The organism is Claveliimonas bilis, from assembly GCF_020892095.1.
GTDB classification, from domain to species: domain Bacteria; phylum Bacillota; class Clostridia; order Lachnospirales; family Lachnospiraceae; genus Claveliimonas; species Claveliimonas bilis.
The window spans coordinates 2,616,885-2,631,758 of record NZ_AP024845.1; the positions used below are offsets into that span (position 1 = coordinate 2,616,885).

Sequence of the window (14,874 nt, forward strand, 5' to 3'; positions counted from 1 at the left end):
ATGAAATATATCATAAAGCATGAGATCAGAGGCCGTCTTCGCATTCATGTCATTCAGAAAAAAATGACATGTGCGGAGGCGGATACTCTTTTCTGGTATCTGGACAGACAGAAAAATATAACAGATGTCAAAGTGTATGAACGCACCGCAGACGCTGTCATCTGTTATAGCGGGGATCGGACCGCGCTGATCCGGCTGCTGAGAAGTTTCCGGTATGAAAATGTAACTGTGCCGGAAACAGTTGTTCGTAATTCCGGGAGGACGCTGAACACAGCATATAAGGAGAAGCTTATTGCGAAAATACTGCTGCATTACGGTGGGAGACTTCTGATGCCCTCTCCGCTGCGGGCGGGGGTTGTGGTGTTCCACTCTCTGAAATATCTTGCCGCGGGACTGTGCTGTATCCGGAAAGGGAAGATTGAAGTCCCGCTTCTGGACGCGGCAGCGATCGGCGTCTCTGTCATACGCAAAGACTTTAATACCGCCGGTTCGGTTATGTTTCTCCTGGGAGTCGGAGAACTTCTGGAAGAGTGGACCCATAAAAAATCAGTGGGAGACCTGGCGCGGAGTATGTCCCTGAACATTAAAAAGGTCTGGCTTAAAAGAGACGGACAGGAAATCCTTGTGAAGGCAGACCAGATCCGGAAGGGAGATGTCGTGACCGTACATATGGGAAATGTGATTCCTTTTGACGGAGAAGTTTCCGGCGGGGAAGGGATGGTAAACCAGGTTTCTCTGACCGGGGAGGCCATGCCTGTACGCAGAGTACAGGGCCAGTCTGTCTATGCGGGAACTGTAGTCGAGGAGGGAGAACTGGACGTTCTGGTAAAGGCGGTTTCAGGATCTACCAGATTTGAAAAGATTGTGGCAATGATCGAAGATTCTGAGAAATTGAAGTCTTCCATGGAGAGCAGGGCGGAGCACCTTGCTGACAGGCTTGTGCCGTATACTTTATTCGGAACAGCAGGCGTATGGTTCTTGACCCGGAATGTAACCAAAGCGTTATCTGTGCTCATGGTAGACTTTTCCTGTGCCCTAAAGCTTGCTATGCCGCTGACCGTACTGTCAGCGATCCGGGAAGCAGGCGGATACGGAATTACAGTAAAGGGCGGGAAGTTTTTAGAGGCAATAGCAGAAGCGGACACAGTGGTCTTTGATAAGACGGGGACGCTCACAAAGGCGAAGCCGACTGTGAAAGTGGTACTTCCTTTTGGAGATTATCCGGAGGAAGAATGTCTGCGGATTGCGGCGTGCCTGGAGGAACATTTTCCCCATTCCATGGCAAAAGCCGTGGTGGATGCGGCAAAGAAGCGGCAGCTCGCCCATGAGGAAATGCATTCTAAAGTAGAATATATCGTAGCTCATGGGATTTCTTCCTATATCGATGGGAAAAAAGTGGTGATCGGCAGCAGACATTTTGTTTTTGAGGATGAGAGCTGTGCGGTCCGCCCGGAATACCAAGAAAGGTTTGAGACGCTGCCGGAAGAATATTCCCACTTGTATCTTGCCGTCGAGCAGGAGCTGATAGCAGTCATCTGTATCGAAGATCCATTAAGGAAAGAAGCGGCAGATATGATTCGGGCGCTGCGGGCAGAAGGAATAAAGAAAACAGTTATGATGACTGGAGACAGTGAGAAGACTGCCGCCTCTGTCGCACGTCAGGTTGGTGTAGATGAGTATTATGCGGAGGTGCTGCCGGAAGAAAAGGCCGGATTTGTGGAACGGGAGAAAGCACTGGGGCATAAGGTTATTATGATTGGGGACGGAATCAATGATTCCCCTGCTCTGTCTGCTGCTGATGCCGGCATCGCAATCAGCGATGGCGCAGAGATCGCAAGAGAGATTGCCGATATTACCATCGCAGCGGAAGACCTGGGAGAGCTTGTTACATTGAAACGCCTCACAAACGGAATGATGAAGCGGATCAGGAAAAATTATCACCAGATTATCGGGATCAATGCAGGGCTGATCCTGCTGGGAGGCGTTGGAATGATCAGGCCTACCTCCTCCGCTTTGCTCCACAATACATCGACCCTGCTGATCAGCTTAAGGAGCATGAGAAATCTTTTGACAGACGGAAATAAATAAGAATGATGCGAAGAGGGGGACTCACAATATGTGCAGTCTCCCTCAGTTGTCGGTCCGGCTTAGGTCAACGTAATATATCCCTGTGTGTGGGAGACGCTTGATTAAAATAAAAAATCCTGAAAAATGTATAAGATAGTTATTGAAATCTAACTAAAGTTAGAATATACTAATTCAAGGTAGGAATAATCCTGTTTCAAAACGTATTCGTTGATGCGGTATCTCTTACACTGAAAAGATCAGGCAAACGTTTTAACGGTGAGGGTGCATAGAGCGGCGGAGCAGGATTTGAAGTCATCAGTATTTCACAAACGTAAGGCGGGGCGAGTGAGTGAACGGAAAAGATGAGATTATTCAAAGGCTAAAAGAAAACGGGTGCCGGATCACAAAGCAGAGAAAGATCCTGATTGATATTATTTTAGAAAATGACTGTACAAGCTGTAAAGAAATCTATTACAAGGCATCACAGGAAGATAAAAGGATCGGCTTGGCAACTGTATACCGTATGATCAATGCACTGGAAGAAATCGGTGCAATCAACAGAAAGAATATGTATAGAGTAGAATGCGGGGAGACAGGTAATAATGATGACGGATGTGAAATTGTTCTGGAGGATGATACGGTTCTGCGAATGCCGAAAGAAAAGCTGGATCGGATTGTTCAGGAAGGTGTCAGACAAAGCGGATATCTGAATTCGGGGAAGAAAATATCAAAGATTATTTATCATAGCGGGCAGATATAACAGACGTATCGCCGCTATAACTAATAAACTGCATAAAAGACGGATAGGCAGTAAATATGAAGGTTAACCCAGTAAATATATGCGGGAAAAGACCGCCGGATCAGGAATGTTGCACCCGATCCGGCGGTCTTTTTTCGGAGGTTAATCAATATTTCATGAGTAGCAGCTGCTACTATTTCTTTGTTTTCTTTTTCGGCGGATATTCCAGTCCGATCCGTTTTGCCTGACGTTCCGGATCCCAGAAGAATCCCCATTCTACGAATAATTTCCGTTTTGCTGTCTCGGCAGGAGTCCATGTTACAATGTCTTTATTTTTGTAGAGTTTGTCGATCTCCTCGTCGGTATAGCCAAAGTACTGAAGAACTTCCCTGTTGTGCTCGCCGAAGCAGGGAGCGGAAGCAACGATCTGAGAAGGATTCTTCTTGAAGATATTGGTAATGCCGATGCCTTTCATGCGGCCGAAGCACTGATCTTCCCATTCCACCAGGTTCTCACGTGCTTCATACTGCGGATCTTTTTCGATATCAGCAGGTCCGTAAGCTCTCTGGCAGGGGATACCTGCCTTGTTGAAGATTTCTTCCAGCTCGTCGCAGGTGTGGGAAGCACAGAACTCGGTAAGGAGTTTGTCGGCTTTCTGTCCCCTTGGGTCAAAGAGAGGGAATCCGGTACAGTCTTTTGGAATATCTTTTGCCACGCCCGGTTTTCCCATACCGATGATCGGATATCCGCGGGTAACAGGACCCTGTCCTGTGATAGCGACAAAGATAGTATTGCCGTCCTTTGTATCGTAGAAGGAGAAGCATGCCGCCATGTCGCTCTTGTTTCCTGTACGCTCCGGAACAGGCTCGCCCTGCTTCGGATAGCCGTTGTTGAACCACCTTGCCGGATAGTTGTCCAGCAGACGGAACATTGTGTCATACTGTGCCACGTCACAGGAATCTCCCTCGCCGGTGCGCTGTGCGTTGATATAGCCGGAGAGAGCGACGATGCAGGCATTGTATGCGGTCACATAGTCTGACAGGTACGGATTTACTTTCAGAGGGCTGGAAGTGGGCGAAGGTCCGTTCAGGTACATATATCCGCCCATTGCCTGTCCGGACACATCGTAGGACGGTTTGTCCTTAGATGGCCCAAACTGTCCGTATCCTGATACATGGACAATTGTAAGGGCTTTATTGTGTTCCCAGCAGGATTTATCTGTAATACCGCGTTTTGCGTAAGAGCCCGGTTTACCGGCCTCGATCCAGATATCTGCCCATTCGACACATTTATAGAAGATTTTACGTCCGGAAGCCTTTGCTGTATTGATCGTAATGGAATATTCGTTGCGGTGGTTCTGAGACCACGACAGTGTACCTCTTGTCTGGCAGGCGATGGAAGGAGATTCGGCCTGAAGGACCTGTGCTCCCATTTCAGCCATGAGGCATCCGGCAAATGGTCCGGCGATGTTGGTACCGGTTACAAATACCTTAACGCCCTGAAGAACACCAAACTGCGGATATTCATCAAATTTTTGAGTTAATTTGTTGTCGATTTGTTTCATGAATAGTTCCCCTTTCTTAAAAAGTAGTATAGTAAATAAATATTAACGTAAAATAGCTGCTGTTTAATCACCCTGCGGATATTTTGCCTGAAGCTTCTCACTTCCGCTGATGGCGCCGGATACAAAGAAGAACATCAAAACAGCTACGATCATGTAGAAGATCCAGGTCATTCCATAACCTGCAATCCCCTGGATAATAGAGGTCAGCACAGCGCCGAAAGCAGATCCGATCAAGAAGAAGAGATTAGCAGTAGCATAAATTCCGGCATAATCTTTTGTTCCGAATACTTTGGACATCAAAACTGCCGGCAGAACTTTCGGAAGGAACATAGCCAGTGCGAAGAATGCATATCCAAATACGACCACTGTAATTCCGGTTACAGAGTAAGCCACCAGACTTGCCAGCCCGACGATAACCAGTACAGCTGCACAAAGAACGGTCTTGCGGATGCCGAGTTTGTCCATCAACACGCCGCCGCCCAGCATACCAAAAATGGAAACAACGGAATAAACGGACAATACTGTTCCCTGAAGAGTTCCGCCGTCCTGCGCGATGGATGTGACAAAGTTCGGAACATGAGTTGTAACTCCTGCAGCCAGTATACCGACACAGATCACAACGCCAAGGACGCAGTACCATGCGCTGGATTTTGTGGCAACTTTTTTAGATACGCCGATCCACTCGGCTGCCTTTTCCTGACGGCTGTCCTTCTGGTCTGTTTTGTTTCCGGTGCGGTATGGTTCTGTGCCATACTCTGCAGGAGAACGTTTTACCAGGAAGAGGGCAGTAAGGACGGTGATGACGCCGACTGTAACAGCTGCAAACAGCATTGCGGTTTTCCATCCGTCAGTTCCGGAAGAAATAAATTTTGTAAGAACAGGCGACCATACTGTACCGCCAAGGCCGCCTCCGGCATAAGCGATCGACATCATGGTTGCGCGCCGGTCTTCAAACCATGCAGTGACAAGCATGGAAATCGGAAGCTGTGTCAGACCGGCCATAAAAATATTTGACAGGCCGAATATCAGGTAGAACTGCCAGATAGCAGTACAAAAGGTTGCAACTACCCAGCATAGACTTGTTCCGATCGTTACGATCATCATGATGAGTTTCATATTTTTCTTCTGGTACATTCCTGCAATGATCATAGCTCCGATCGCACTTGCAAAAGAGGAGATCAGACTTACCATTGACCAGCTTGTTGTACTGAAGCCGAGATCAGCACAAACCGGCGCCATGAACAGGGAAAAGCAGTTGCTCATAATGGCTGTGGGTATAAATGACAGGATGAACGCTGCAACGAGTACTCCCCAGCCTTTAAATTTTTTAGTCTCCATAGTTTTAGTCTCCATTTGAATCTGAATTGTTTTTAATATACTGCTCTACAAGCGTACTGCGTACGACTTTACCGTTTGCGTTTCGTGGAATTTCATCCACAAATTCAAAAGATTTTGGAATCTTATAAGGGGGCAGATAATCAAGGGCAAGCCGTATCAGACTTTTATCGCTTACAGGCTCCTTGGTCTCAACGATAGCGTGGATGCGATGCCCCCATTCCTTGTCGGGAATACCGACAACAACCACATCTAAAACTTTTTTTGATTTTTTTAATACAGTTTCTACCTCATTGGCAAATACATTCTCTCCTCCGGTTACGATCATATCGCTGCGCCTGTCGACAAAATACAGATAACCATCGTTATCGATATATCCGATGTCGCCCACACTCCGAAAACCGTCTTTGGAGATTTCCGGCGGAGGAGAATTTAAAAATCCGATTTCCGGTGCATTTTCTGTCCAGGACATATAGATATTACCGGCCTGACCGACAGGAAGATCCTGCCCGTTGTCGTCACGGATCGCAATACTTCCGCAAGGCATTTTTCCAACGCTGCCTTCATGGATCAGCCATTCATCCCCGCGGATAGAGGTGATCCCCACACATTCTGTCATGGAATAGATTTCATATATTTTCTCCGGTGAAAGAATGCGGAACCATTCCTTCTTAAGATCTGGAGAACAGACTCCTCCGGTATGGCATAAAACTTTCAGGCTGCCAAGATCCTCCGGATTAAAATCCGGCATCTTGATAATGCGCTGCATAAGCGTTGGAACCAACTGTACGTACTCGATCTGGTGTTTTTTGATTAAAGCTACGATTGCTCTCTGGTCGAAACAGGAGGGCATATACAATGTATTTCCGCAAAAAAGCCCATTAAAGGCGACAGAGTGAGGGGCACCGTGAAAGAGCGGCCCAGCCAGAAGCTGACGCATTTCAAATCTCATGCCGGTCATGGCAAACCATGCCCGAAGCCCTTCATCACTTCCTCCGGCGGGCATATTTTGAAGGACAACCTTGGTTTTTCCTGACGTTCCGCCGGTACAGTTTGCAAGATTGGGTACAGCAAGAGTATCGGGCGGCATTTCAGCCGGATATTCCTGGCATACTTCTTTTAATTTGGTTGAACTCAGACTGAAATATTTGCTTGGCTTCCAGCGGTTAGTCACAACAAGAGACGGTGAGACACATCCGCATATTTCAAGAAGATTCCTTCTGGGAAGCCTGTCGGATACAGGAACATAGCATGCACCTGCTTTCCAAATGCCAAATGCAAGAGCAATATGTGTGGGAATGTTAGGGAGCGCTACAACTACACTTTTACCTGATCGGATTCCCTGATCCATAAGATACCATGCAATTCGATTGGATAATTCCTCCAGAGCCCGCCAGGTCATGACGGACTCTGTATTCTTAGGGGAAATGTATACGATCGCAGGATCATCTGGTTTTGCTTTTGCGATATTAGCCAACTGAGTTCCAGGAGTAAAAAAACTATTGTTGCTATGATTAAAAATATTGAAGCGTGATGTACACACAGCATTTAACCTCTCATTTCTCTCCCAGATTCGAGTTTTTTCTATATGTATATCGCTTAATTAGCGACATTTGCCGGTCTGTATCCGCCGTCTACAGGCAGGGTAACGCCTGTGATATAGGAAGCGGCGCTGGAAGACAGGAAAAGAATCGCATCAGCGATAACCTGAGGTTCGCCGATATGGCGAAGCGGGATGCCCTGCGCAAGGCTTTTCTTAGCAAATGGCGGAACCGTGTCAAGAAGTTTCGTGTTGATGACGCCAGGTGCAACAGCGTTGCAGCGGATTCCGGCATAAGCCTGCTCCCACGCCATGGACTGTGTGAAAGCGATAACACCGCCTTTGGATACCGGATAAGGGCATCCGCATCCGGAACCGTAAATACCTGCTACGGAAGCGGTATTTACGATACAGCCTTTTGTCTTTTTCAGCAGTTTGATGGCGTATTTTGTCATGTTGAACATACTTTTAATGTTGGTATCCATAACATAATCCCACTGTGCCTGTTTCATTTTGTGGATCGGGAGACTGCTGTCAACGCCGGCGTTGTTTACTAAAATATCCAGTTTTCCCCACATTTCTTCAATTTCAGCATACAGTTCCTGCGCAGCTTTGTAATCGCACAGGTTGATTGCTTTGTGTTTAAATTCATAATTTGGATTGATGGATTTGAGTTCCTCAAGCTGTGCGCTTACATCTTCTCCTTCTTTGCCGAGGAAATAAACTTTTGCTCCTGCTTTCAGATAAGATTTTACAGTGGCATATCCAATGCCTGTGGTACCGCCAGTAACCAGTACAACTTTTCCTTCAAATTCGTTTTCAAACATTGTTTGATCCCCTTTCCTGAATGTAAATATGTGTGAATTTCTTTTTTGTTTTCGAAGCTTTCCCGTCACCTCGAAAGTCCATCACCAATGTGTCATCCAATGACTGTCGATATTTTAACATATTTTTGATCATACAACGGTTGGAAAGTTGTGGCTTTATGCTAAAACAAAGAGACAAAAAGTAAGAATTTATAGTCAATTTGACAGACGTATAGAACTTGAAGAAGGGGAAACCGGTGAAAATGCAAAAGAGTCATTGTTAAAAATATATTTTTAACAATGACTCTTTTTACAATTTTCCTCTGATAGCGCCTCTGCTTTGTACCCTTTATATTATTTTTCTGAAGGAGACAGATAACCTTTGGGAATACAGTCAGTGATCAGGCCAAAAAAGTCCATAATATAACAGAAACAAAAATGGATACTGTCTTTGGAATGATTTTCAGTCTCGCTTAAGAGAGCATCCATGGAATCATTGGCGATCTGGGCCGACAGTCCTTCAAGAGAGGCGATCGGCGGCTGCGATGGAACAACCATATGCTCATATTTCAGATATGGATTCGCGATCATATATACGTAGGTACTGCTGTTGATGCGCGCCTCTGCAATGGTAAGTTCCTCCTGGCTGGAGGGAAGCAGGCGGTAGCGGTGAAAGGGACTTAAATAAATTAAAGTGTTCGGCTTCAGTTTGTACCCCATTCCGTTTACATATATCGTTCCTGTTCCCGAACGGACCAGAAGAAAAGTTTGCTCCTGATTGTTAATGTAAGATGTCGGAGCTTTAATATGCCGTGTGCGCGCATGAATATCCTGTGGAAGCACGTTGTTGGAAAAATAATCATGTGCACCGGAAAACGTAGAATTATTTCTGGGGGAAGATTTTTGTTTATTCTGTGTACTTTTTGATGTGGAATCCTTTTGCATAGTCATCATCTGCTTTCTTTTATGGTTTTAGGCGGGATGCTTTTTTCGTCCTGTTCCCCCCGACGCTGCCGTTTTCTGAATTCGCCAGGGGAAAGGCCGTTAATATTGAAAAATACCCGCGTCATCGTGCGGTCGGAACCAAAACCGGATTCAATAGCAATATCCAGAATGGGCAGGTTAGTAGTAGCCAGCAAAGATTCTGCATAGCGCACCCGGAACTGAAGCAGAATGTCTTTGTAGCTGGCATTCAGTTTTTCTTTAAACTGACTGCGCAGGATATTTTTTGTAGTGTAAAGATCCCGGGTCATAATATTTGCATCAATAGGTTCAGTCATATTGTCATATAGATAAGTGATGGCAGACAGAAGAGGTTCACTGATTATCGTTCCCCGATAGATCCGTCCGTCTTTACCGTTGCTTAGCATCTGTTCCCGGTAAGCCAGGGGCGTCATATCTGTTATGGCTTTGAAATGACGGAAAAATGAAATCTCTTTATTAAAACCGGAAATCGAAGATATGTAGTTAAAAGGCAGATTATCATAAAGAAAATATGCCATTGCATGCGCCAGCCGCATCCGGTTCAGATACTGGCCGAAATTCAGCCCGGTAACGACAAGAAGCGTATGATTAAGAGACGCTTCACTTGAAGAAGGGCATACATTATCGACTACGTCCGATACAGTCAGGGGCGCATTACTGTGGGTAGCGATATACAGGCTGATCTTCCGGCTCAAGGGGAAAGACTCAAACTGGTAGCTCGCCTTTGCGCTCTGTGCCACACGGTTATAGAGTAGTTCGATCTTACGGAGAAAAGAGCTGCGCAGGATAGCTGATCCGTAAGATTTCTTCTTACCTAGTTTCTGGAACTGATCGAATAAGTGGATGATCTGTTCCACCTCGGAGCCAGCCGGACCGATTACAGGAAGACTGTTGACAATTTCCTGTTCTTCATTAAAAGATATTCTGCTGAAAGAATAATAGTTTAAAAGCTGATAATCATAAGAACAGACCCATAGCTGAAGTTGTTCATTAAAATCCGGACAGATTGTAAGAACTTGCGAGCATTGGATCCATGATATGCAGCCGGGCTCCACTGCAAATTTTTCCCCATTTATAATAAAAATGCCACGCCCCTTTTTTACAAGAATAAAATAGCTGTCAAACTCCATGATCGGACACATTTCAGTACTGACGGTATATTCCTGAAGTTTCAGATACTTGTCAGGACCGCAGAATATGCCGTTTCTTGGTGGTTCGCATAAGGGATAGATCTTTTTGTTCACAATAATACGTCACCTCTCTGATTTCTGTGGCAAATGTCGAAATATGACACTCCAAGTATGCGAAAAGGATAGCATATTGAAAAAGAAAAATCAATGAGGCACATAAATTTTTTGGATTTTCAGATTTTGAAACGAAGAAAGGTAAAAATAGAAAAAACTGCAGATACTACATGGCATCTGCAGTTTTTCCAGGAGTAGAATGTCTTTTACAGTCTATATTATTTACAATTTGTAAGCGGCCTCAAAACCTTCCCACATAGCGAAGCTTGCCTGGCGGGCTCTCACCGCGTCGCCGATTGCATATACTTCAGGAATAAATGTCTTCAGTTCTTCGGAAAGCGGATCGTAATTTCGGGAACCGAGGCCGAAAAGTACATAATCAAATCCGCGGAGCCATTCCTCCGTGCCGTCTGCTCTTTGTACTTTTACGTCGTGATCTGTTACTTCCAGGATTTTGGAATTTACGTTAATATCCACACCTTTGCTCTTGAGCTTCCGTACCATTGGAGTACGGTTCGGCGCGCAGACATTGGTGAGAAGCTGGGGCAGCATCTCCACCATTGTGACTTCCACATCACCGATGCTGGCTTCAAATCCCCTGGTAAAGGAATTAGGACGTGCATTTTCGAGAAGAACTTCTGCAGTCTCACAGGCAACGGCGCCGCCTCCCAATACGCAGACACGTCCTCGCGGAATGACAATCTTGCCGCGTAAGAAATCGTGAGCTGTACGGACCGGATAATCCTGTGTTCCTTTGATCGGCGGGATCAAAGGTCTTGCGCCGGTAGCTACGATCACGGCGTCAGGAGCAAATTCCCGAACTGCTTCTACAGTGCCCGTTTTGCCAAACTCAAAAGTTACACCGGCTTTTTTAGCGCGATAGTTTAAGTGCACCATCCATTTGGTCATTTCCTGTTTGCCGGGGGCAACAACAGCCAGATTCAGCTGTCCGCCGATTTTTTTATCAGCTTCCCAGACAGTAACCTGGTGTCCTCTTTCTGCAGCTGTGACAGCAGCCATCATACCTCCGGGACCGGCGCCCACCACCAGTACCTTCTTGGATTTTTCAGCCGGAACTTCCGGAAAATCATATTCTCTTCCGACTCTCGGATTGATATGGCATCTGCACTGTGGACTTGCCTCGCTGCGGGTGATACAGCTTCCGCCGCAGCTTGCGCATGGCGTGATATCATCAAACCGGTTTTCATAGGCTTTTTTGCACAGATCAGGATCTGCAAGAAGCGGACGTCCCATAGATACACCGTCTACTAGACCGCGCTCTACAATATCTGCTGCATAGCGGATATCATTGATCTTTCCAACAACAAAAACAGGGATATTTACTACTTTTTTGATTTCAGATGCTTCATATACATTTACACCGATGCTCTTGTTCTGGCAGGGGATGATATGCTCCAGTCCTTCATACTGGGTACCGCCGGAAACTTCAAGCATATCGACTCCGGCCGCTTCAAATTTGGGAGCCAGGTACAACATATCTTCGAGAGAGTTGCCTCCGATCATACGTTCGTCGCCGGAAATACGCAGGAAGATCGGAAAATCCCGGCTTACATTTTTCCGGACTTCTTCAATGACTTCCAGAATAAATCTTGCGCGGTTGTCCAGACCTCCGCCGTATTCATCCATTCGTTTGTTGCGGAGAGGAGACAGGAAAGAACCGGGAAGCATATAGGCGTGAGCGCAGTGAAGACTGACGCCGCCGCATCCGGCTTCTTCCGCCCGGCGTGCAGCCTGACCGTACTGTTTTACGATCTTTTGGATTTCTTTTACCGTAACAGGACGGCTGACATGACAGTTGGCGTTTACATTGGCAGAAGGTCCGAGAGGTGCGATCTTACGGTATCCGCAAATAGATTCGGGACCTGCATGGATGATTTGAGGAATCAGAACACTGCCTGCCTCCCTGACGCGTTCTGCAAACTGTTTAAACTGTGGAACAAGACTGTCTTTATCCAGAGATGTCGTGTTTCCCATATAAGGATATTTGCTGTCGACAGTTACAGCGTCGATTACAATATAGCCGGTGCCGCCCTCGGCGCGCCGTACAAAAATATCCGCCAGCTTTTTCGGGACGGATCCGTCTGCTGCTTCATAATCCATACTCATAGGAGCCATTGCCACTCTGTTCTTCAGAGTGGTTCTTCCAATCTGAATAGGACTGAAAAGCTTTGAATTTTTCATATCTGTTATCATAAAACTTCCTCCTGAACGTTTGTTTTAATAAAATAATAAACGAACTGAAAGAGGGAGAATGCACATTTTTTTGTCAATCAAGCTACATTTTCAAAAAAAATCGTGAGAAAGTATTTCTGTAAAACAGGACATTTATTTAAAAATCACTACAAAATTCAGAGAGAACTCTTGGCAATTAGACAATAGTGATATTAAAAATCGAAATTTTGTACATTGTTTGTATATAATAATCAAATTTTTGCTCCTGCAGGAATGTAAAGATAGTGTTAAAATTTAAACAACTTTTAAGGATTACAGCTATGTAATCTGTTCATCACCATTATAAAACTAAATACTGAAATGAAATACTATGAATTATATTCAAACATTTTCTGACAGGTAATTCCCGTATCTGCCAGAAGGAGGATACAGATGAAAGATCTGTATTAAGAAAAGAGAGGATGGTTTGGAAAATGAGTTATGACGCATTGTTTTCACCGATTAAACTGAGAGGACTGGAGCTGAAAAACAGAGTAGTTCTCCCGGGGATGAATACAAAGATGGCCAAAAACAAACATGATGTAGCGGAAGACCTGACAGGATATCATGGAGCGATCGCAGCAGGAGGCTGCGGACTGAATATTGTGGAGATTGCTACAATCTGTCCGGAATGTCACGCCTATCTGTATCTTGGCCTTTATAATGAGCACCACAGAGATGAGCTGAAGAAGATTGTAGATGCGATCCATGAAAACGGTGGAAAGGCTGCTGTGCAGATCTGGCATGGAGGATTTGTTCCCCAGGAGTTTTTTGATAAAACGAATAAGCTGGAAACACCGGACAATCTTACAGTAGAGCGTATTCATGAAATTATCAAACAGTACGGGCAGGCGGCAAAATTTGCCGTGGAAGCCGGATTTGATGCGCTGGAATTTCACGGAGCGCACACTTATCTGCCTCATGAATTTATGAATCCTTCTTTGAATCAGAGAACAGATGAGTACGGCAATCAGAGCCTGGAAAACCGCTGCCGCTTCAGTCTGGAGGTAATCCGGGAAATGCGTGCAAATATGCCGGATGATATGCCTTTGATCATGCGTATCGACGCCATTGATGAGATGCTTCCAAAGGTTACAACAGTAGAAGAAACCATCCAGTTTATCAACTGGGCAGAAGAAGCCGGCGTGGATGCCATGGATCTTTCCAGAGGGAATGCCCGCAGTCTTGCAACTGTTTATGAGGTTCCTCCTTATAATTTGGAGCCGGGATTTAATATGGATAATATTGCAGCAATAAAAAAAGGTATTCACATTCCTGTTATCGGAGTGGGACGTGTCAATATGCCGGGACTTGCAGATGAACTGATCCGCGAAGGAAAGATCGATATGATCGCGGTTGGAAGAGGACAGCTGGCTGATCCACAGTGGTGCAATAAGGCAAAAGAAGGCCGCGAGGAGGATATCCGCCGCTGTATCGGATGTACAGAAGGATGTTATGACAAGGTTATCGATCCGAATGCGAAACATATTACCTGTACGAGAAATCCTATGCTTTGTCTGGAATACAAAGGACTTCCAAAAGCTGAAACGCCAAAGAATGTTATGGTGATCGGCGGAGGTATCGGCGGTCTGGTTACAGCAGAATTTCTGAAAGCGCGGGGACACAATCCAACGATCTACGAAGCGGCGGAAAATCCGGGAGGAAGATTTGTGCTGGCAGGAAAAGCACCTAAGAAGCAAGAATTTGCTGCCGCTGTAGAATGGGAAATTGAGCAGTGCAGGAAGAAAGGTATTGAGATCAAGACTGGTACAAAAGTAACACCGGAGCTGATTGAAGAAGTAAAGCCGGATCATGTCATCATAGCAACCGGCTCTGAATATGTAAAACCGGATATTCCGGGAATTGATGGAGCAGACGTTGTTTCTGCAGAAGATATTCTGACAGATAAAGCAGAGGCCAAAGGAGAAGTGCTGATCCTGGGCGGTGGTCTGATCGGCTGTGAGACAGCCCAGTATCTGATCAACAAAGGCGTGAAGGATGTCCGTATTATGGATAAAAAGCGTGTCGGAAACAAGATGGGTATGCTGCGTACGATGTTCCTTGATATCGAGTATCCGGGCAAGACGATCCAGAAGAGCAACCGAAGCAATATCACAAGCATCGGCGACCATGAGATTACATATAAGTTTACAGATAAATTCAAAAAGACAAGCGAGAAAACCCGCCATTTTGACACTCTTGTAATTTCTGTAGGAACGACATCCCGGAAGACAGAGGATCTGAAAGCAAAATGTGAAGAATTGGGAATCGCTTATGATGTAATTGGTGACGCGAAGAAAGTAGGAATGGGTATTGATGCGACAGCCGACGCATACGCAGTTGGAATGAGCGTATAATACTAA

General features: G+C 45.6%; 10 protein-coding genes. 3 read left to right on the forward strand and 7 right to left on the reverse strand.

Annotated features, from left to right (window positions below):
• Together EUBC25_RS12745 and EUBC25_RS12750 are read left to right on the forward strand one after the other, a co-directional pair.
• A complete protein-coding gene (locus EUBC25_RS12745; RefSeq protein WP_230105860.1) occupies positions 1-2,088 on the forward strand; it encodes a heavy metal translocating P-type ATPase in 2,088 nt (695 codons plus the stop codon).
• Between the two features lie 328 nt (positions 2,089-2,416).
• Positions 2,417-2,827: a Fur family transcriptional regulator gene (locus EUBC25_RS12750; RefSeq protein ID WP_230105861.1), complete on the forward strand. Its 411-nt coding sequence runs from the start codon at positions 2,417-2,419 to the stop codon at positions 2,825-2,827.
• A gap of 172 nt (positions 2,828-2,999) precedes the next feature.
• Here the strand turns inward: EUBC25_RS12750 and EUBC25_RS12755 are convergent, their stop codons facing one another.
• The 7 genes from EUBC25_RS12755 to EUBC25_RS12785 all read right to left on the reverse strand — a co-directional run bounded on the left by EUBC25_RS12755 (position 3,000) and on the right by EUBC25_RS12785 (position 12,493).
• Positions 3,000-4,370: a CaiB/BaiF CoA transferase family protein gene (locus EUBC25_RS12755; protein ID WP_230105862.1), complete on the reverse strand. Its 1,371-nt coding sequence runs from the start codon at positions 4,368-4,370 to the stop codon at positions 3,000-3,002.
• A gap of 63 nt (positions 4,371-4,433) precedes the next feature.
• Positions 4,434-5,708 carry an MFS transporter gene (locus EUBC25_RS12760; protein ID WP_230105863.1) on the reverse strand — a complete coding sequence of 425 codons (1,275 nt, stop codon included), beginning with the start codon at positions 5,706-5,708 and terminating at the stop codon, positions 4,434-4,436.
• Between the two features lie 4 nt (positions 5,709-5,712).
• Entirely contained in the window at positions 5,713-7,182 is a 1,470-nt protein-coding gene (gene baiB, locus EUBC25_RS12765; protein ID WP_230105864.1) for a bile acid--CoA ligase BaiB, read from the reverse strand.
• A gap of 122 nt (positions 7,183-7,304) precedes the next feature.
• Entirely contained in the window at positions 7,305-8,072 is a 768-nt protein-coding gene (locus EUBC25_RS12770; RefSeq protein ID WP_230105865.1) for an SDR family NAD(P)-dependent oxidoreductase, read from the reverse strand.
• Positions 8,073-8,405: 333 nt separating this feature from the next.
• On the reverse strand, positions 8,406-8,996 hold the full coding sequence (locus EUBC25_RS12775) for a hypothetical protein (protein WP_230105866.1): 591 nt from the start codon (positions 8,994-8,996) through the stop codon (positions 8,406-8,408).
• A gap of 5 nt (positions 8,997-9,001) precedes the next feature.
• Positions 9,002-10,279, reverse strand: coding sequence for an AraC family transcriptional regulator (locus tag EUBC25_RS12780; protein WP_230105867.1), 1,278 nt, complete (start codon positions 10,277-10,279; stop codon positions 9,002-9,004).
• A gap of 222 nt (positions 10,280-10,501) precedes the next feature.
• On the reverse strand, positions 10,502-12,493 hold the full coding sequence (locus EUBC25_RS12785; RefSeq protein WP_230105868.1) for an NAD(P)/FAD-dependent oxidoreductase: 1,992 nt from the start codon (positions 12,491-12,493) through the stop codon (positions 10,502-10,504).
• A gap of 452 nt (positions 12,494-12,945) precedes the next feature.
• Here EUBC25_RS12785 and EUBC25_RS12790 point away from each other — a divergent pair, with 452 nt between their 5' ends.
• Entirely contained in the window at positions 12,946-14,868 is a 1,923-nt protein-coding gene (locus tag EUBC25_RS12790; protein ID WP_230105869.1) for an oxidoreductase, read from the forward strand.
• The last annotated feature ends 6 nt before the right edge of the window (positions 14,869-14,874 follow it).

Coding starts and splice junctions, on each gene's coding strand:
- EUBC25_RS12745 (WP_230105860.1), top strand. CDS start 1: ATGAAATATATCATAAAGCATGAGATCAGAGGCCGTCTTCGCATTCAT.
- EUBC25_RS12755 (WP_230105862.1), bottom strand. CDS start 4,370: ATGAAACAAATCGACAACAAATTAACTCAAAAATTTGATGAATATCCG.
- EUBC25_RS12760 (WP_230105863.1), bottom strand. CDS start 5,708: ATGGAGACTAAAAAATTTAAAGGCTGGGGAGTACTCGTTGCAGCGTTC.
- EUBC25_RS12770 (WP_230105865.1), bottom strand. CDS start 8,072: ATGTTTGAAAACGAATTTGAAGGAAAAGTTGTACTGGTTACTGGCGGT.
- EUBC25_RS12775 (WP_230105866.1), bottom strand. CDS start 8,996: ATGCAAAAGGATTCCACATCAAAAAGTACACAGAATAAACAAAAATCT.
- EUBC25_RS12785 (WP_230105868.1), bottom strand. CDS start 12,493: ATGATAACAGATATGAAAAATTCAAAGCTTTTCAGTCCTATTCAGATT.
- EUBC25_RS12790 (WP_230105869.1), top strand. CDS start 12,946: ATGAGTTATGACGCATTGTTTTCACCGATTAAACTGAGAGGACTGGAG.